General features: G+C 73.6%; 13 protein-coding genes. 6 read left to right on the top strand and 7 right to left on the bottom strand.

Annotated elements, in window-relative coordinates:
- The first annotated feature begins 46 nt into the window (after positions 1 to 46).
- A complete protein-coding gene (locus tag AB0883_RS09460; RefSeq protein WP_366640795.1) occupies positions 47 to 901 on the top strand; it encodes a hypothetical protein in 855 nt (284 codons plus the stop codon).
- A gap of 111 nt (positions 902 to 1,012) precedes the next feature.
- Here the strand turns inward: AB0883_RS09460 and AB0883_RS09455 are convergent, their stop codons facing one another.
- Both AB0883_RS09455 and xseA read right to left on the bottom strand, forming a co-directional pair.
- Positions 1,013 to 1,225: an exodeoxyribonuclease VII small subunit gene (locus AB0883_RS09455; protein ID WP_366641690.1), complete on the bottom strand. Its 213-nt coding sequence runs from the start codon at positions 1,223 to 1,225 to the stop codon at positions 1,013 to 1,015.
- Positions 1,226 to 1,261: 36 nt separating this feature from the next.
- Positions 1,262 to 2,482, bottom strand: coding sequence for an exodeoxyribonuclease VII large subunit (gene xseA, locus AB0883_RS09450; RefSeq protein WP_121396570.1), 1,221 nt, complete (start codon positions 2,480 to 2,482; stop codon positions 1,262 to 1,264).
- Positions 2,483 to 2,804: 322 nt separating this feature from the next.
- On the opposite strand from xseA, the gene AB0883_RS09445 reads away from it, so the two are divergent.
- Together AB0883_RS09445 and AB0883_RS09440 are read left to right on the top strand one after the other, a co-directional pair.
- On the top strand, positions 2,805 to 3,794 hold the full coding sequence (locus AB0883_RS09445) for a 4-hydroxy-3-methylbut-2-enyl diphosphate reductase (protein WP_366640794.1): 990 nt from the start codon (positions 2,805 to 2,807) through the stop codon (positions 3,792 to 3,794).
- 42 nt (positions 3,795 to 3,836) lie between these two features.
- Positions 3,837 to 4,292, top strand: coding sequence for a hypothetical protein (locus AB0883_RS09440; RefSeq protein ID WP_366640793.1), 456 nt, complete (start codon positions 3,837 to 3,839; stop codon positions 4,290 to 4,292).
- Positions 4,293 to 4,586: 294 nt separating this feature from the next.
- Here the strand turns inward: AB0883_RS09440 and AB0883_RS09435 are convergent, their stop codons facing one another.
- Both AB0883_RS09435 and AB0883_RS09430 read right to left on the bottom strand, forming a co-directional pair.
- Entirely contained in the window at positions 4,587 to 7,856 is a 3,270-nt protein-coding gene (locus AB0883_RS09435; RefSeq protein ID WP_366640792.1) for a S8 family serine peptidase, read from the bottom strand.
- A 162-nt stretch (positions 7,857 to 8,018) separates the two neighbouring features.
- Positions 8,019 to 9,197: a DNA recombination protein RmuC gene (locus AB0883_RS09430; RefSeq protein ID WP_366640791.1), complete on the bottom strand. Its 1,179-nt coding sequence runs from the start codon at positions 9,195 to 9,197 to the stop codon at positions 8,019 to 8,021.
- A gap of 177 nt (positions 9,198 to 9,374) precedes the next feature.
- Between AB0883_RS09430 and AB0883_RS09425 the strand changes: the two genes are divergently transcribed.
- Positions 9,375 to 10,544 carry a hypothetical protein gene (locus AB0883_RS09425; protein WP_366640790.1) on the top strand — a complete coding sequence of 390 codons (1,170 nt, stop codon included), beginning with the start codon at positions 9,375 to 9,377 and terminating at the stop codon, positions 10,542 to 10,544.
- Between the two features lie 148 nt (positions 10,545 to 10,692).
- Entirely contained in the window at positions 10,693 to 11,475 is a 783-nt protein-coding gene (locus tag AB0883_RS09420; protein WP_366640789.1) for a hypothetical protein, read from the top strand.
- Between the two features lie 98 nt (positions 11,476 to 11,573).
- Here AB0883_RS09420 and ppc read toward each other — a convergent pair whose 3' ends face one another.
- On the bottom strand, positions 11,574 to 14,360 hold the full coding sequence (ppc, locus tag AB0883_RS09415; protein WP_366640788.1) for a phosphoenolpyruvate carboxylase: 2,787 nt from the start codon (positions 14,358 to 14,360) through the stop codon (positions 11,574 to 11,576).
- Between the two features lie 129 nt (positions 14,361 to 14,489).
- Positions 14,490 to 15,527: a hypothetical protein gene (locus AB0883_RS09410; RefSeq protein ID WP_366640787.1), complete on the bottom strand. Its 1,038-nt coding sequence runs from the start codon at positions 15,525 to 15,527 to the stop codon at positions 14,490 to 14,492.
- 137 nt (positions 15,528 to 15,664) lie between these two features.
- Between AB0883_RS09410 and AB0883_RS09405 the strand changes: the two genes are divergently transcribed.
- On the top strand, positions 15,665 to 16,705 hold the full coding sequence (locus tag AB0883_RS09405) for a S66 peptidase family protein (RefSeq protein WP_366640786.1): 1,041 nt from the start codon (positions 15,665 to 15,667) through the stop codon (positions 16,703 to 16,705).
- Between the two features lie 257 nt (positions 16,706 to 16,962).
- Here AB0883_RS09405 and AB0883_RS09400 read toward each other — a convergent pair whose 3' ends face one another.
- Positions 16,963 to 17,874, bottom strand: coding sequence for a DUF559 domain-containing protein (locus AB0883_RS09400; RefSeq protein WP_366640785.1), 912 nt, complete (start codon positions 17,872 to 17,874; stop codon positions 16,963 to 16,965).
- Between the last annotated feature and the right edge of the window lie 261 nt (positions 17,875 to 18,135).

Raw genomic sequence — 18,135 nt, 5'->3', positions numbered from 1 at the left:
TCCGGCCGCCGCCAGGTGCGTCGGGTGACCCACGTGGGAGACACGTATGACTGTTCGACGCCTGAGCGCCGGCCTGGTGGCCGCCGCCCTGTTCACTCCCGGTCTGGCCGCCTGCAACGCCTCCGGGACCCCGACGGCGGGCTCCTCCGCCTCCCCGTCCGTCTCGGCGTCCGGTACGCCCGCGGCCTCCGGCAGCGCGGCCCCGGCCTCCGGCGACGCCAAGCAGGCGCTGCTGGCCTCCACCCGTGAGATCAGCAACGGCAACTTCCGGTTCACCATGTCCGGCGTCGGCTCGACGGCCGAGGGACGGGTGCACGAGCCGACCCAGAGCGCCGAGATGCGGGTGACGATCGGCAAGCCGACCGACGACCTGTTCATGAAGCTCGACCTCGTCCACTACAAGCCCGACAGCTGGGTGAAGGTCGAACTCGGCGGCACGACCGCCAGCAGCGTGCCGGGAGTGCAGAAGCTCAACCTCGGCAAGTACCAGCACCTGGACCAGACCCGGATCAAGGGCAACCGCAACCTCGGCTTCGACTTCGACAAGGTCGACCCCGCCGGCAGCGAGGTGCTGACGCAGGGCATCACGGAGGTGCGTCAGACGGGCGAGGGCGCGTACGCCGGCACGATCGACGTGTCGAAGGCGGCGGAGGCGGGTTCGGTGGACCCGACGGTGATCACGGCCCTCGGGGCGCAGGCCAAGTCGGTGCCGTTCACCGCGAAGCTCGACCCGCAGGGCCGGCTCAGCGAGATGGCCATCCAGATCCCGGCTGCCGGCCAGACCAAGGCGCAGGACATCCGGATCACGTACTCGGACTACGGCAGCGCCACCGCCGCCCAGAAGCCCCCGGCGGACCAGGTGGTCGAGGCCCCGGCGGAGCTCTACAACCTCTTCAACTGACCCCCACCCGCCGCCCCCGCCCCGTGGATCATGCAGTTGTGGTGGGTGACACAAGGTGCAAAGTGCCCTGTATCGCCCACCACAACTCCATGATCGACGCGCGGGGGTGGGTCAGGAGGTGGGGTCCTGGCGGGCGGCGTCGATGCGGGCGCGGGCGCCGTCGAGCCAGCGCTGGCAGGTGTCGGCGAGCTTCTCGCCGCGCTCCCAGAGCGCCAGTGACTCCTCCAGCGTCGTACCGCCGGTCTCCAGCCGCTCGACCACCGACGCCAGCTCGGCGCGGGCCTGCTCGTAGCTGAGCCGTTCGTCCTTCTTCTCGTCAGTCATCGCTGCCATCCCACCACATCGTGATCCCGTCCCCGCTCAGCCGTCGACCGTCGCGGCCAGCTCGCCGTCGGCGAGGCGTACCCGGAGCGGGTCGCCCTTGCCGACCTCGGACGCCGCGCGCACGACGTGGCCGTCGGCGCGCTGGACGATCGCGTAGCCCCGGTCGAGGGTCGCGGCGGGGGAGAGGGCACGCAGCCGGGCCAGGGTGTGCCGCAGGTCGTCGTCGGCGGCGGCGAGCCGGTGGTCCAGGCAGCGCCCGGCCCGCTGGCGCAGCCCGGTCAGGTCGGCGAGCCGCTGGTCGACCATCACCTGCGGGCGGGCCAGCACCGGCCGGGAGCGCAGGCCGTCGAGCCGGTGCGACTCGCGGTCCACCAGGTTGCGCACGGCGCGTTCGAGGCGGTGCCGGGCCTGCCGGATGACGCGCACCTCCTCGGTGAGGTCCGGAACCACGCGCTTGGCGGCGTCGGTCGGCGTCGACGCCCGTACGTCGGCGACGTAGTCGACGAGCGGCGCGTCGGTCTCGTGGCCGATCGCGCTGACCACCGGCGTGCGGCAGGCGAAGACGGCCCGGCAGAGCGCCTCGTCGGAGAAGGGCAGCAGGTCCTCGATACCGCCCCCGCCCCGGGCGATGACGATCACGTCGACGGTCGGGTCGGCGTCCAGCACCTTGAGCGCGTCGACGATCTGCGGAACGGCGCTCGGCCCCTGCACGGCCACGTTGACCGTGCGGAACTCCACCGCCGGCCAGCGCCGGCGGGCGTTGGTCAGCACGTCGCGCTCGGCGGCCGAGGCGCGGCCCGTGATCAGCCCGACCCGGTTGGGCAGGAACGGCGGCCGGCGCTTGCGCGCCCGGTCGAACAGCCCCTCGGCCGCGAGCAGCTTCTTCAGCTTCTCCAGCCGGGCCAGCAGCTCGCCGAGGCCGACCTGCCGGATCTCGTCGGCGCGCAGGCTCAGCGTGCCCCGGGCGGCGTAGAACTCCGGCTTGGCGTGCAGCACCACCCGGGCGCCCTCGCGCAGCTCGGGCGCGCCGACGTCCAGCACGTCCCGGTTGGTGGTGACCGTCAGGCTCAGGTCGGCCGACGGGTCCCGCAGCGTGAGGAAGACGGTGCTGGCGCCGGGCCTGCGGCTGATCTGCGCCACCTGCCCGTCCACCCACACCCAGCCCAGCCGGGCGATCCAGGCGCCGACCTTCTGACTGACCACCCGGACCGGCCACGGCTCCTCGGACGTGCTCCGCCCCACCTCGCCTGTGCTCACCGGCCCACCCTACGGCCCGCCCCGGACAGCCCCGCGCGGGCGACTCGGCGTGGCCGATCCGGTGGGCGCCGCTCGGCGGGGCGGGCGGCGCGCGGTCGGCACCGGGCGGCGGTGGCGCGCGGTCGGCCGGCGTGCCGGGCCCCGCGCGAGGGCAGGGTGGGATCAGGATCACCCTGGGCGCGTCCGCGCCGGAAAGGGCCTTCCGGAGGCGTGCCGGTGGCCACGTCGGCCCCCGGCGCGCCCGTTCCGGCAGGCCACGGCCGGCGCCGTGGTGGCGGTCGCGTCCCGTGTCGCCCTCGGGAGCGGCACGTACGATGGGCGGGTGACTCAGGCTGAAGTGACGTCCCGGACCGGCAAGCGCGTGATCCTGGCCAAGCCCCGCGGCTACTGCGCGGGCGTGGACCGCGCGGTGCAGACCGTGGAGGAGGCACTCAAGCTCTACGGCGCCCCGATCTACGTACGCAAGCAGATCGTGCACAACAAGCACGTCGTGCAGACCCTGGAGGCCCAGGGCGCGATCTTCGTGGAGGAGAACGAGGAGGTGCCGGAGGGCGCCACCGTCATCTTCTCCGCGCACGGGGTGGCCCCGGAGGTCTACGAGCAGGCCCGGACCCGTTCGCTGCGGGCGATCGACGCGACCTGCCCGCTGGTCACCAAGGTGCACCAGGAGGCGAAGCGGTTCGCCGCCGAGGACTACGACATCCTGCTGATCGGCCACGAGGGGCACGAGGAGGTCATCGGCACCTCCGGCGAGGCCCCCGAGCACATCCAGCTCGTGGACGGCCCGGAGGACGCCGACCGGATCACCGTCCGCGACCCGAACAAGGTCGTCTGGCTCTCCCAGACCACCCTCTCGGTCGACGAGACGCTGGAGACGGTGGCCCGGCTCAAGAAGCGGCTGCCGATGCTCCAGTCGCCGCCCAGCGACGACATCTGCTACGCCACCTCAAACCGGCAGCACGTGGTCAAGGAGATCGCGCCCGAGTGCGACGTGATGATCGTCGTCGGCTCGACCAACTCCTCCAACTCCGTACGCCTCGTCGAGGTCGCCCTGGACGCCGGGGCGCGCGCCGGTCACCTCGTCGACTTCGCGCACGAGATCGACGACGCGTGGCTGGCGGGGGCGCGTACGGTCGGCCTGACCTCGGGTGCCAGCGTTCCCGACCAGCTCGTGCAGGAGGTGCTCGCCCACCTCGCCGCGCGGGGCTTCACCGACGTCGACGAGGTGGTGACCGCCAACGAGCGGCTGACCTTCTCGCTGCCGCAGGAGCTCAAGCGGGACATGAAGGCCGCCGCCGCGGCCCGCGGCTGACCGGCGGGAACGGCACGCGGCCCCGCTGCGTCAGACACGGGTATGAGGACTCTTCGGCTCGCCGTCTCCGCGCTGGCCGTCTGCGTGGCGCTGAGCGCCTGCGGCGGGCAGGACGGTACCGGCGACACCCCCACCCCGACCCCGACGGGAGCGCAGCCGGTGACCAGCCCGCCCAGCCCTGATCCGAGCCTCCCCACGGCCCCGCCGACCCCCGGCGACCCGGTGGACCCGACGGGGCCGGCCCTGCCCCCGCCCACGCGGCCCAGCGGGGGGCCGACGAAGACGCCGCCGGCCGGCGGCACCACCCTGACCGGGACCGTCACCTCCGGGGTGGAGCCCAACTGCCTGCTGCTCGACAACTACCTGTTGATCGGCGGCCCGCGCGACCTGCTGAAGGCGGGCGCGAAGGTCACGGTCACCGGCCGGGTCCAGCGCGACCTGCTCACGACCTGCCAGCAGGGCACGCCCTTCCTGGTCGAGACCGCCCGCCGCGGCTGACCGGAGGGGCCGGAGCCCGTCCGCGTCGGGACGCCCCGAGATCGCCCGCCACGACTGACCGGAGAGGCCGGAGCCCGTCCACTCGCGGTCGCGTCGCGGGGCACCCCGGGCCCGTGCGTCGCGGGACGTCCTGAGCCTGTACATCGCGGGGCGGCCCGGGCCCGTGCGTCGCGGGGCACCCCGGCCCGTGCGTCGCGGGACGGCCCGGGCCCGTGCGTCGCGACGGAAGTCGCCGGAACGGGCGGAGCCCGCCCCCGGGTGGGGACGGGCTCCGGTGTTCCGGTGCGGGACGGGTCAGTTCACGGTGCCGATGGAGACGGCACCGCGGCCGACGACCGCGCCCTCGGTGGTCACCAGGGACAGCTCACCGAAGAGCGCCCGACCGGCGACCGGGGTGGACTGGGCGGTCACCGTACCGGTGAGGGTGGCGGTGGCGCCGTGGGCCAGGTTGAGCGGGGTGGCGGGCGCCGAGAGGCTGCCCAGCGCCGCCGCGGAGAACGAGTCCTGGTAGTCGTAGGCGGTGCTGCCACCGGCCCCGTCCACCGCGTAACCCTCGACGACCACCCGGTAGGTGCCCGCCGGCGGGTTGTTGATGGTCACGGCCTCCTCGGAGTCGCCGTCGGCGGCCCGACCGACCTCCGCGGTACCGCGGAAGACGTAGAGGTCGAGGTCGGCCGCGGCGCTGGCCGGGTTGCCGATCCGGGCGGTGAAGCGGGTCGCGCCCGCCGGCACCTCCACGGTGTACTCCTGCGACGCGCCCTCGACGATGGTCGGCCGCTCAGCGTGGACGCTGGAGAGCGGGCCGCCCTGGCCGGTCACCGCGACCGGGCCGAAGGTGTTGGTCAGCGACCAGGTCACCGGGGTCGCCGCACCGGCGGTGACCGACGGCAGCTCGACCACGGCCGGCTCGACCGCGACACCCTGCACCCGCGCCGTGAGCTGGAACGGGTTGTTCAGCGACGGCGAGGTCCGACGGGACTCCACCTCGATCTCCCAGACCCCGGCGATCGGGTTCTGGTAGTCGCGCTCCTGCGGCTTGCAGGCGTTGGCGTCGGAGAAGTTGGTGTAGCAGGCGAGGCTGGAGGTGCTCTCCACCGGGACGCCGTACGGGTTGAAGGCGATGAACCGGGTCTGCGAACCGGTGGCGATGCCGGAGAGGTTCACCTGGAGGGCGCCCGTGCCCGGCGGAACCGTCACGAAGTACGAGGTGAAGCCGTTCCGGTCGACCGAGCCCTCGGCCGAGAAGGAGAAGTTCGGCTTCTTCACGTCGTTCGAGGCGACGACGACGGTGGAGACCTCGAAGTCGATCACCGAGGTGGCCGGGTCGTCGATCGTCATGATCGCGCCGTGCGCGCCGGCGGTGGCGGGCTTGGCGGTGACCGAGACGGTGACGGTCTTGTTCAGCGGGAGCGAGACGGTCTTCGGCGCCTTGAAGGTGCCGTCGTTGCCGCGCAGACCCACGTTGTGCTTCACGGTGCCGGCCGGCCCGCTGGTGCGGGTGACCTTGACCTGGTAGCTCTTCGACTGGCCGATCCGCTGCCCACCGTCGGTGGAGGCGCACCGGTTGTAGAGGCCGGTGCCCCGGTTCGGGGTGCCCAACTGGCCGGACAGGACGGTGCAGACCGGGGCCTCGGAGGTGTAGGAGCGCGTCTCCACGCCCTTACGCAGCAGCTTCCACGCGCCCGGCACGTTGAACATGCCGTAACCCTGGGCGTACGTGGGAACGTCCGAGATCGGCTTGGCCGAGGTGTAGATCGCCCGGCGCAGCGCGGCCGGGGTGACGCCGTTGTCGGTCGCCTTGGCGGCCGACAGCAGCAGCGCGGCGGCGCCGGCGGCCTGCGGGGAGGCCATCGAGGTGCCGTTCAGCATCGCGTAGCCCGGGGGCAGCGCGTAGCCGGCCTCGGGGACCGCGTTGCCGGGCTGCCAGGTCGGGGCGGTGGAGATGGCCGAGCCGGGGGCGGCGATGTTCGGCTTGACGCCGCCGTCCTCGCGCGGGCCGCGGGAGGAGAAGTTGAACAGCGCGTTCTTCTTCTTCACCGCGGAGCCGTAGTTGGCCAGCCAGGTGTCCTTGCTGATGCTCGCCGCCACGCTGACCACGTTGGCCGCCACCGACGGGTCGCCGATGGTGTTCAGGCCCGGGCCGGAGTTGCCGGCCGAGATGAACATCTGCACGCCGTAGGTGGTGATCAGGTTGTTGTAGAGCTCGGCGCGGGCGTTGTTGCCGTCGTTCAGCGCCGGCAGGCCGCCGATCGACATGTTGACCACGTCGACCTTGCGGTTGATCACCAGGTCGGCCATGCCGGTGGTGAGGGCGGCGTACGTGCAGCCGCCGCCCCAGGAGCAGGCGCGGGCCGAGACGAGCTTGGCACCGGGCGCGGCACCGTCGAAGGCGCCGTTGCCGAGCATGTCGTTGGCGGCGGTGATGCCGGCGACGTGGGTGCCGTGGGTGCTCTCGACGATGCCGATGTTGACGTAGTCCACCAGGCCGGGACCGCCGATGGGGGCGGTGTCCACGTCCTCGCGGTACTCGACCACGAACGGGATCCGCTCGACCACCGGGGTGGCCGCGTTGTCGGTGCCGAAGTAGCCGACGTCGAACTTCTCCTTGTACGGCCGCATCACGGCGTCGTCGGTGAAGTTGTTGTTCTGGTTGGCGTCCACCCAGATGTTGTGGGTGGCCGGGTCGTAGAGGATGCCGAACGTGTCGGTCCGGTCGCCGTCGCGGTTGACGTCACCGGCCGGGTCGCTGGCGGCCGTGATCGACTCGCTGAACCGGTTGAACCGGTAGGTGCCCGCCGGGGCCGTCCAGGTCGCGCCACCGGAGGTGAACGTCGGACCGGTTACCTCGGTGAGCATCGGGCGCCAGGTGGCGTCCTCGAACGGGTCCGTCGCGGTGACCCAGTCGACGATCTTCCGCTCGCCCGTGGTGGTCTTCTGCAGCGCCGGGTGGGCGAGGTCCACACCGGAGTCCATGATGCCGATCGTGACGCCGCGGCCGTCCCACTGGGGGTTCTTCGCCACGAAGTCGACGGCGCCGATCTCGTTCGTCGGCATGTAGGGGTTGGCGGCCGGGGTGTCGGCACCCGGGCCGGGCAGCGTCGCAGCCTGCTTCGCCGCCTTCTTGCCGGAGGGGGCGACCTCGGGCGTCGGGTCGGGCAGCTGGATGGTCTCGTCCAGGTCGACGGCGGAGACGCCGGGCAGCGTGGCCGCCTTGACCACCTTGGCGGTGGGGACCTTGGCCAGGACGTAGCCGATGCTGTCGTACCGCTCGGTGACGGCGGCGCCCAGGTTCTTCAGGTCGGCGGCGACGTCCTTCGCCTCGCCCTTCTTGGTGGCCACGATCAGCGTGACGGTCGGGGCCTTCTTCGCCTCCGCCTCGGCGAGCAGCTTGGCGTCGTGCGAGCCCAGAGCCTCCACGGGGGTGGCCTGGGACGCGTCGGGTGCGGCGGTGGGCGCGGCGCTCGCCGTGGCGGCACCGCCGGCCACCGTCACCGCGCTGGCCGCCACGACCGACGCGAAGAGCGCGGCGGAGGTCCGCCGGCTCAGGTTTCGGGGTTTGCTCACGTTCTCTTTCCTCCAGAGAACAGGGCCCTCAGATGCAGGGCACGCGTGAGGCGAATCCTTCGCGCTGCCGCTGGTCACTGTCACTACCGTGGAGTTCGTTGTGACCACTTCGTGACATGGGCGGTCGTCCATTGTCACATCGGCGGTGGTAGGTATCGGTCGTCAGTCCAGTGTCGACCGCCCGGTCGGCGGTCCGGCATCGGCGTTTTCGAGCAGCTCCGGTGCCTGCGGCTGACGGGGTGCCAGCTCGATCTGCGCGGGCGCGGCCAGCTCCTGGTCCGACACCCCAAGCTCGGCGAGCTTGCGGGCGCTGACCAGCACGCGCGCCTCCAGCGACCCCACGGCCCGGTTGTACGCGGTCACGGCGCTGCCGAGCGACGAGCCGAGCTTGCCGACGTGCTCGCCCAGGGTCGACAGTCGCCGGTAGAGCTCCCGGGCCAGCGAGTGCACCGCGACCGCGTTGCGCGCCAGCGCCTCCTGCCGCCACGAGTAGGCGACCGTACGCAGCAGCGCGACCAGGGTGGCCGGGGTCGCCAGCACCACGTTGCGGGCGAACGCGTGCTCCAGCAGCGTCGGGTCGCGTTGCAGCGCGACGTCGAGGAACGGGTCGGCCGGCACGAAGAGCACCACGAACTCCGGCGTGCTGTCGAACGCGGCCCAGTAGGTCTTGGCGGCCAGCGCGTCGACGTGTCCGCGCAGGTGCTTCGCGTGCGCGTCGAGGTGCGTGTCGCGGCCCCGCTCGTCCCGGGCCTCCATCGCCGTCAGGTAGGCGTCGAACGGCGCCTTGGCGTCCACCACCACCGACCGGCCGCCGTGCAGCCGGACCACCAGGTCGGGTCGGACTCCCTGGTGGTCGGTGGCGGCGGTGACCTGCTCGGAGAAGTCGCAGTGCTCCAGCATGCCGGCCGCCTCGACGATCCGGCGCAACTGGTGCTCGCCCCAGCGGCCCCGCACCTGGGGTGCGCGCAGCGCCGCCACCAGCTGCTTCGTCTCGGTGCGCAGCTCGCCCGAGACCGTGCTCATCGCCCGGACCTGCTCGCGCAGTTCGGCGTACGCGTCGACCCGGTCGTGCTCCAGCTCGGCGACCCGCTGCTCGTAGCGGCGCAGCGTGTCGTGCAGCGGGGCGACGGCGCGGGCCACCGCCTCCTGGGACTGCGCGGTGGCCTCGTAGCTCAGCGCCCGCATGGACTGTTCGAGCCGCCCCTCGCCCTCCCGGGTGGCCCGCAGCGTGGCGTCCAGCCGGGCGATTTCGGTCGCCGAGCGGTTCCGGGCGGCGTACCAGCCCGCCGCGCCCCCGGCGGCGAGGCAGACGATCACCACGGCCAGCGTCGAGAAGTCCACCCCCGGAGCTTGCCAGACCGGCGCGCCGCGCGCCGCCGTGCCGCTCTCGCCGCCTTTGTCGCGGATGGACGTTGTGGCCGATCGTGCCGAGCAGCGTGGCGAGGTGGGGCCGTTCCGGGGCAGACAGGAACCCGGGAGATGGCCCAGAGTGACGACAGGACCTCGGAGGGAGACGGCATGGCTGGTCGGCTGCGTCCCGTACGGACACTCGTCGCGGCGGCGGCGGGAGTGCTCCTCGCCGGCCTCACCGCGCCGGGCGCGCCGGCCGCGGCGGTCGCCGCGCCGCCCGGCGGCGCCGTCGGCTGGCGGGACCTCGGCACGCTGGGCGGCGACTGGAGCGTCCCCGTCGGGCTCACCGACTCCGGGCTGGTCCTCGGCAACAGCCAGACCGCCGACGGCCGCATCCACGCGTTCGTGTGGCGGGACGGGAGCCTGACCGACCTCGGCACGCTGGGCACGGACAGCCACGGGGCCGCCGTCAACGAGCGGGGCGTGGTGGTCGGCACCACCACCCTGGCCGACGGGCGGACCAGGCCGTTCCGGTGGCGCGACGGCGTCATGACCGACCTCTCCGGCGTCCACGGGCCGTCCTCGGCCGTCGGCGTCAACGAGCGCGGCGAGGTGATCGGCACGAGACACACCGACGACAGCGGCCAGTACGGCAAGGCGTTCCGCTGGCGGAACGGGATCAGCACCGACCTGCCCGGTCGAGGTGGCGACACCCTCGCGGCGGCGATCAACGACCGCGGTGACGTCGTCGGCTTCACCAACAGCGCGGACGGGACCTCCACCGAGGCGGCGCTGTGGCGCGACGGCAGGCTGGTCCGGCTGACGCCGCCGGCCAGTGCGACCAGCATGGCCACCGGCATCAACGACCGGGGCCAGGTGGTCGGCACCATGCGGGTCGACGGCTCCGGCTGGCACGCCTTCCTGTGGCACGACGGTGTCTTCACGGACCTCGGCACCCTCGGCGGCACCGACAGCTACCCGGTCGGCATCAACCGGCGCGGGCAGATCGCCGGCAGCGCGCAGACCCCGACGGACATGCGCGCCGTGCGGTGGCACCACGGCGCCGTCACCGATCTGGGCACGCTCGGCGGCTCGTACAGCCAGGCCATGGCGATCAACGACGCCGGCACCGTGGTCGGTGAGGCGACGGTCGCCGGCGGCGCGAAGCACGGCGTGGCCTGGGCGTGGGGCCGCAGCGTCGACCTCGGCCCGCTGGATCTCGGCCGCTCGGGCGGCCGGGTGGGCTTCGTCAACGACCGGGGGCTCGTCGCCGGCTACCTGGCCCCCGCGGGCGGCGACGTGCACGCCGTCGTGTGGGACCTCGGCCGGCGACGCTAGCCCGGCCGCAGGCCACCCACCCCGGGTCCCGCCGGTCCCGCCCGGGCCGCCGCGGTCCTGCGCCACCCGGCCCGGCCCTCCGATCGCCGCCGCCGGGCTGCGTCCATCGGAGGCGTGACGCTGGCCTGGCCTGGGTAACGTCGCAGACATGAGATATCTGCCGCTGCTCATCCTCGTGGTGCTGCTGGTGGGTGCGGTCGTCTGGTGGCGCCGGGAGAGCGCCGCCCGGGAGGCCCGGCGCCTCGAAGACGCGCGGGCCGACGCCCAGCGCTGGTACGAGCGGCTCGGCGGTCAGGTGATGAACCTGCACGGCGACCACCCGGCCGTGCGCCAGGCGCTCGTCGACGCCGGGGAGCGTTACAACGCGGCCGGCAGCCAGCTGGAGCAGGCCCGCAGCGTCGAGCAGTACCGCCTGGCCCGGGAGACCGCGCTGGAGGGGCTGACCTACGCCCGGGCGGCCCGGGTGGCGCTCGGCATCGACCCCGGCCCCGAGCTGCCCCCGCTGGCCGCCGCGCAGGGCGCCGGGCAGCTCACCCGGGAGCGTCAGGTCGACGTGCAGGGGCAGACCTTCAAGGCCGGCCCGCAGCCCGGCCGCGACACCCCCTACTACTACCCGGGCGGGCGCTACCAGGGCCGGCCGGTGCCGGCGGGCTGGTACTCCACCCCGTGGTGGAAGACCGCGCTGGGCGCCGGCGCGGGTGTCCTCGGCGGCGTGCTGATCGCCGACGCGCTCTTCTCGCCCGGCTTCGGCGATCCCGGGTACGGCTACGAGGCCGGCTACCAGGAGGGCTTCGGAGACGCCACCGGCTACGGCGAGCAGGGCGGTGAGGCCGGCGGCGACGCCGGGGGCGGTGACATGGGCGGCTTCGGCGGTGGCGGCTTCGGTGGCGGAGATTTCGGCGGTGGCGATTTCGGCGGCGGTGACTGGTAGGGCCGACGTCGACGACCGCGCCGGCCGGGTTCGCCGGTGGTGTCCGTAAGGGCCCCTTCCCGTGCAGGAAGCGTCGGGAAGGGGCCCTTACGTATCCCTCAGCCCGTGTTGCGCATGCCGGCGGCGATGCCGTTGACCGTGGTCAGCAGCGCCCGCTCCAGCGCCGTACCGTCGCTCGGCGCCCGCCGGCCGCCCGGCGCGGTGGCCACCGCCCGGCCCGCCGCCCCGGACTCCCGGTACTGGCGCAGCAGCGCCACCTGGAGGTGGTGCAGCGGCTCCAGGTACGTGTCGCGGACGGCCAGGGTGCGCTGGAGCACCGGCGAGTTCTCCAGCAGGGCCGGCGAGGAGGTCACCGCCAGCACCTCCCGCTTGGTCAGCTCGTACTCCTGCTCGATCTGGTGGAAGATCGGGTGCAGCTTCTTCGGCACCAGCGTCTCGACGTAGCGGCGGGCGATGCTCAGGTCGGTCTTGGTGAGCATCATCTCGACGTTCGACAGGAACGTGCGGAAGAAGTGCCAGTTGCGGTGCATCTCGGCCAGCACGTCATCCAGTCCCGCCTCGCGGGCCGCGGCCAGGCCGGAGCCGACCCCGAACCAGCCGGGCACGATCTGCCGGGTCTGGGTCCAGCCGAACACCCACGGGATGGCGCGCAGCCCGGCGAGTCCGGCCCCGGTGTTCGGCCGCTTCGCCGGCCGGGAGCCGATGTTCAGCGCGCCGAGCAGCTCCGTCGGCGTCGACGCCCAGAAGTACGCGGGCAGGTCCGGATCCTCGACCAGCGACCGGTACGACCGGAAGGCCGAGTCGGAGACCAGCTCCATCGTGGCGTCCCAGCGTTCCAGCATCTCGGCGGGCTGCCGGGGCGCGGTGTGCAGCAGGGTGGCCTGGAGCACCGCGGCCAGCGTCAGCTCCAGGTTCTCCCGCGCCAGCGACGGCAGGGAGTACTTGTCGGAGATGACCTCGCCCTGCTCGGTGACCTTGATCGCGCCGTCCAGGGTGCCGTACGGCTGGGCCAGGATCGCCTCGTGCGTGGGCCCGCCGCCGCGACCCACGGTGCCGCCGCGACCGTGGAAGAGCCGCAGGTGCACGCCGTGTCGGGCCGCGACGTCGCGCAGCGCGCGCTGGGCCCGGTGGATGGACCACTGGCTGGTGGTGATGCCGGCCTCCTTGTTGGAGTCGGAGTAGCCCAGCATCACCTCCTGCACGTCGCCCCGCGCCGCCACCAGGGCCCGGTACGCCGGCAGCGAGAGCAGCTCGTCGAGCAGTTCGCCGCCCGTGTTCAGCTCGGCCGGGGTCTCCAGCAGCGGCACGAAGCCGATCCGGGACCGGCCGCTGTGCACGTCGATCAGGCCGGCCTCGCGGGCCAGCACCACCGCGGCGAGCACGTCGTCCACCCCGAGCGTCATCGACACGATGTACGACTCGATGACCTCGTTGCCGAACCGGTCCTGCGCCTCGCGGATGGTGCCGAACACGTCGAACGTCTTGCGGGTCGCCTCGGTCAGCGGGGTGTCCAGCGTGGAGAGCGGCCGGCGACCGGTCAGCTCGTCGGCGAGCAGCTTCGTCCGCTCCAGCCGGCTCAGCGACGGGTAGTCGGAGACCTCGCCGACGGCCGCGTAGAGCTGGGCGAGCACCGCGTGGTGCGCCTCGGCGTGCTCCCGGACGTCCATGGTCGCCAGGTGCAGCCCGAACGCGGAGACCGTACGGATGGTGGAGGCGAGCCGGCCCACGGCGGTGAGCTGGCCGGCGTTGCGGGCCAGCGAGGCGCGCAGCAGCTCCAGGTCGGCGACCAGCTCGGCGGAGCCGCGGTAGTCCCGCCCGGGCACGTGCGCGGTGCCCTGGCGCAGCCGCTGCCGGGTGTTGGCCAGCTTCGCCTTCACGCAGCGGGCCTTGAGCCGGTACGGCTCCTCGGCGTTGACCCGGCGGAACCGGGCCGCCACCTCGGGCAGCGCGTCCAGGTCGGCGGCGAGGCTGGCGGAGAGGTCGAGCGACACCCCGCGCAGCCGTCGGGACACCGACACCTCGTCGATCAGGTGGTCCATCGCCTTCTCGGTGGCCGCGATGCCGTGCTCGTGCTGGATCGTCAGCACCTCGCGGGTCACCGCGGGGGTGACGAACGGGTTGCCGTCGCGGTCGCCGCCGATCCAGGTGCCGAAGGACAACGGCCGGGCGGTCGGGGAGGTCTCCACGCCGAGGGTGCGCAGCGTGTCGGCGAGGTCGTCGAGGACCTGCGGGGCGGCCTCGGCGTACAGGTCGCGCAGGTAGTAGATGGCGTTGCGGGCCTCGTCGGTCGGATCCGGCCGGTCCAGCCGCAGCTCGTCGGTCTGCCACATCAGGTCGAGCAGTTCCGCGAGGCGGCGGTTGGCGGGGCCCTCGTCGCTGGCGCCGTAGAGGATCGCGTTCGCGGTCTCGGTGTCCAGCTCGTCGGCGATGGCGCGCAGCTTGGACAGGATCGACCGGCGGGCCGCCTCGGTCGGGTGGGCGGTGAAGACGGGCCGTACCGCCAGCCGCCGGGCCGCCGCGGCGATCTCCTCGGCCGGCACCCCACGCTCGGCGATCATCTTGGCCGCCTGGTCCAGCCAGCCGCCCTGCACCGCCCGGCGGCGCCGCAGCTCCCGGGCCCGGTGCACCTGCTCGGTGATGTTGGCGAGGTGGAAGTAGGTGGAGAAGGCGCGGGCCAGCTTGGTGCCGGTGGTGACGTCCAGGCCGGCGAGGCGCTGCGCGGCGGTGGGCGCGTCGGACCGCACCTGGGCGCGGATCTCCTCGACGAGGTCGAGCAGCGGCCGACCCTCCTGGCGGGCGAGGGTCTGCCCGAGCAGGGTGCCGAGGCGGCGGATGTCGGCCCGCAGGGCGGCGTCGGGGCCGTCGTGGTCGTGCTGGTCGGTCACGATGCGCTCCTTACGCGAGTACGAAGGACAGCGCTGTCCGACTCCCTGGATCGTATCCGCGTCCCCCGCCGGGAAGGAGGGGGACCCTTGCAATCGCCCGGGGCACGGCAGGTGGCCCCTCCTCGCGTATCAGCCGGCGCCGGGCACGTCTTCGCTGGCGGGGGCGGGTGCGGTGCGGCGGGCGGCCCGGCGGCGGGCGTGGAACAGCGTGGCGCTGAGCACACCCGCCACGCCCAGCGCCGTCCAGATGGTGAGCCCGGCGACCGGCCAGCCCGTCGACCGACGGTCGAAGTAGACGACGGACTTCAGCAGGTCGGTGGCGAGCCCCGGCACGTTCCACCGGTGCATGCCGCGCAGCCAGGTGGGAAGGAACTCGGGGGCGTAGATGCCGCCGGAACCGGGGTTGCCGAGCACGACCAGCAGCAGGATCACCAGCCCGGTGCCGAACAGCCCCAGCCAGCCCTGCACCGCCGAGGCGATCATCGCCGCCGCGAGGACGGCCAGCGCCCCGCTCGCGGCGATACCGACCAGGTCGTGGTCCCACACGTCCAGGACGGGCCCGACCACGACCGCGCCGACGACCCCGAGCACCAGGCTGTACGCGGCGAGCGCGGCGATCCGCAGCCCGGCGCGGCGCAGGCTGCGTGGGGCCGTGCCGTTACCCAGGCCGAGCACGGTGGCGGCGAGGTACCCGCCCAGCACGTACCCGACGGCCAGGTAGAACGGCACGAGCCCGCGCGGGTCGGTCGACGCCACCGGGACCTCGTCGGTCACGCGCAACGGCATCTCCGCCTGCCGGGCGGCGGTGCCGAGCACCTCGACGACGACGTCGGTCGCGGCCGGCGCGGCGGCGCTGGCGGTGGTCAGGACCAGTCCGCCCTCGGCCGTGGCGGTGAGCACCCCGTACACCTGGCGGGTGAGCAGGCCGTCGTCGGCGGCCGCCGGGTCGTCGTACCCGACTGCTTCGAGGGTGTCGGTCTGGTTCCGCACGGCGCCGAGGAGGGCCTGCGCCTTCTGGTCGCCGCGCACCACCCCCACCGGCACGTCGCGCGGCGTCGGCCGGTGCAGCGCACCGACGTACGCGGTGATGAACGCCGTGGCGAGCACCAGGGTGCCGAGCAGCAGCGCGGCGGTACGCGGCAGCCTGTCGCGTATCTCCTGATCCACGCCGTCAGCCTAGGTCGGCGCGTGCCCGGTGAGTGCCGTTTCGCGGCCCGGGGCCGGCGGGCGATGGGCCGGCGGGCCAGGTGGTCGGCGGGCCGGTCATTGGGAAAACCGGTTCCGCCGGTCGGTAGCGTCCGGTCATGACGTCGCCGAGCTATCCCCCCAAGCCCCGACCGGGAGACCGGGTCGCGGTCGTCTCGCCCTCCGCCGGCCTGCCGGCCCTCTTCCCCCACGTGTACGAGCTGGGGCTGCGCCGGCTGCGCGAGGAGTTCGGCCTGGAGCCGGTGGAGTACCCGACGACCCGGGTACTCGGCGCCGACCCGCGCGACCGGGCCCGGGACCTGACCGCCGCCTTCGCCGACCCGACGATCACGGCAGTGCTCGCCACGGTGGGCGGGGACGACCTGATCACGGTCACCCCGCACCTGGACGACGACGTGCTGCGGGCCAACCCGAAGCCGTACTTCGGCTACTCCGACAACACCAACGTCCTCAACCACCTGTACCGGCTGGGCGTCGTGTCGTACCACGGCGGGTCGGTGCTGGTGCACCTCGGCCGGTCGGGCAGCCCGCACCCGCTGACCTTCGACTCGCTGCGGGCGGCCCTCTTCACCTCCGGCTGGTACGACCTCACGCCCGCGCCGGAGTGGGGCGACCGGCCGAACGACTGGCGGGACCCGGCGACGCTGGCCGACGAGCCGGAGATGCTCCCGGGCGAGGGCTGGCGCTGGCAGGGGCCGTCGACGGTGGTCGAGGGGCGCACCTGGGGCGGCAACCTGGAGATCCTGCACTGGCTGCTCGCCGCCGACCGGGTTCCCCCGGCCGGGGACCTGGCCGGGTCGGTGCTGATGGTCGAGACCTCCGAGGAACTGCCCCCGGCCACCGAGGTGTTCCGGATCCTGCGCAACATGGGGGAGCGGGGACTGCTCGCCGGCTTCCCGGCGGTCCTCGTCGGCCGGCCGAAGGCGTGGGACTTCGAACGACCGCACACCCCCGACGAGCGGCGGGACTGGGCGGACGCGCAGCGGGAGGCGGTCACCCGGGCACTCGCCACCTACCGCCCCGACGCCGTGGTGGTCTTCGACGTCGACCTCGGCCACACCGACCCGCAGCTGATCGTCCCGTACGGCGGCGAGATCCGGATCGACGCCGTCGAGCGCCGCATCTCGGTCCGCTACTGACGACCTGGCGGCGGGGGCGGCGGTGCGCGCCACCCCTCCCACCCGAGCGCCCTGCCTTCCCGCCTTCGCACCTTCGCACCTTCCCGCCCGGGCGCCGCTTGCGCCGGCGCCGGTGACACGCGGGCGTGCCCCCGCCCTTGCCCGCAGGCGCCCCGCCGCGCCGCCCTCGCGCGGGCCCCCGGTGATCAGGACGCCATGGACGTAACCCGGCCGTTTCAGGGTCCATGACGTCCTGATCACCGTCGGCAGGGGCGTGATCAGTTGTGGCGTTCGTGGATTGCGGCAGTGACCAGGCGGACAATTCGGGCGGGGTGCCGCAGTACGTCGTCCGCCGTGAAGCGCAGCACCAACCAGCCCGCCGCACGCAGGGCGTTGAGCCGAGCTACATCGCGCTGGAAGTGGGTGCGCTCCCGGTGGTGGTCACCCTCGTACTCGATGGCGATCTGCCACCGGGGGTAGGCAAGGTCGACGCGGCCGAGGAAGATCCGTCCTCGCTGCGCGTGGGCGCCATGCACGTCGTGCTGTGCGGTCAGGAGCGGCAGCCCGGCGTCGTGCAGGAGGAGCCGGAGCCGGGTCTCCATCGGGGACTCGCTCAGCGGCTCGGCCAGCGTCAGCACCTCGCGCAGTTGGGCGGTGCCGGGCCAGCCGTTGTGCGTGTCCAGGTAGCCGCCCAACGCGGGGAGGTTGACCACCCGCCGATGCAGCAGCGCGTCCACCGCCACCAGCGCGTCCGTCCGGGGCAGCTGCCGCCCGAGGTCGAAGGCCGTGCGGACGCTGGTGGTGACCGGCAAGCCGGCGAACCGGGTGATCTCCCGGGCGGAGAGGGACCTCTGGTCGACCGACACACGTTGAGTGGAGCGTCGGCGGGCCGCCCCCGGAAGCGTGACGAAGACGGGGCTCGCGCGTGGCAGGAGGTCCACGCCCCACAGGAATGCCGCGCTGAGACCGCTGATGGCGGCCCCCGCCGGCAGGGTCAGGGCGACGGCGTCGCACCACATCCGGTGGTCGTTCTCCCGGTAACCGGCGACGTGGACGTAGATGCCGGGCAGCAGCCGGCGCCAGGACGGCCCACGGAGCATCCGCCAGGTGACCAGGCCGGCGGCGACGGCCCGACTGCCGGAGAACGGGAGGAACGCCAACTCTCTGGGAACGTGCGGTGCCCGTGGCATTGCGGCAGCTTGCGGTCACGGCCCGCTCGGGCGCTGACCTGAAGGTCGATTCCGGGGTGTTGTGGGGCCTTGCCGCTCAACACCGCCACGCGTGCCCCGACCGCTGGCTGCCGGAGCACGGCCGCCGGCTGCGGACGTGTGGGCCTGGCACGACCCGACGCCCGGCTGAAGTGGACCAGCGGCGCCACGAAGCCCGGCCCCGGAGCCCGACCGCTGGCTGCGGGAGCCCGGCGGCCTGGCCGCCGGCGCCCTGGGCCGACG

Source organism: Micromonospora sp. NPDC047812, from assembly GCF_040704175.1.
GTDB lineage: Bacteria > Actinomycetota > Actinomycetes > Mycobacteriales > Micromonosporaceae > Micromonospora.
The sequence above is the reverse complement of the archived record's forward strand: the minus strand, read 5'-3'. Positions and strand labels throughout refer to the sequence as shown.

Bases quoted from the DNA above. Each gene is read 5' to 3' on its own strand.
- AB0883_RS09425 (WP_366640790.1), top strand. From the start codon at position 9,375: ATGGCTGGTCGGCTGCGTCCCGTACGGACACTCGTCGCGGCGGCGGCG.
- AB0883_RS09400 (WP_366640785.1), bottom strand. From the start codon at position 17,874: ATGCCACGGGCACCGCACGTTCCCAGAGAGTTGGCGTTCCTCCCGTTC.
- AB0883_RS09455 (WP_366641690.1), bottom strand. From the start codon at position 1,225: ATGACTGACGAGAAGAAGGACGAACGGCTCAGCTACGAGCAGGCCCGC.
- AB0883_RS09460 (WP_366640795.1), top strand. From the start codon at position 47: ATGACTGTTCGACGCCTGAGCGCCGGCCTGGTGGCCGCCGCCCTGTTC.
- AB0883_RS09420 (WP_366640789.1), top strand. From the start codon at position 10,693: ATGAGATATCTGCCGCTGCTCATCCTCGTGGTGCTGCTGGTGGGTGCG.
- AB0883_RS09440 (WP_366640793.1), top strand. From the start codon at position 3,837: ATGAGGACTCTTCGGCTCGCCGTCTCCGCGCTGGCCGTCTGCGTGGCG.
- AB0883_RS09405 (WP_366640786.1), top strand. From the start codon at position 15,665: ATGACGTCGCCGAGCTATCCCCCCAAGCCCCGACCGGGAGACCGGGTC.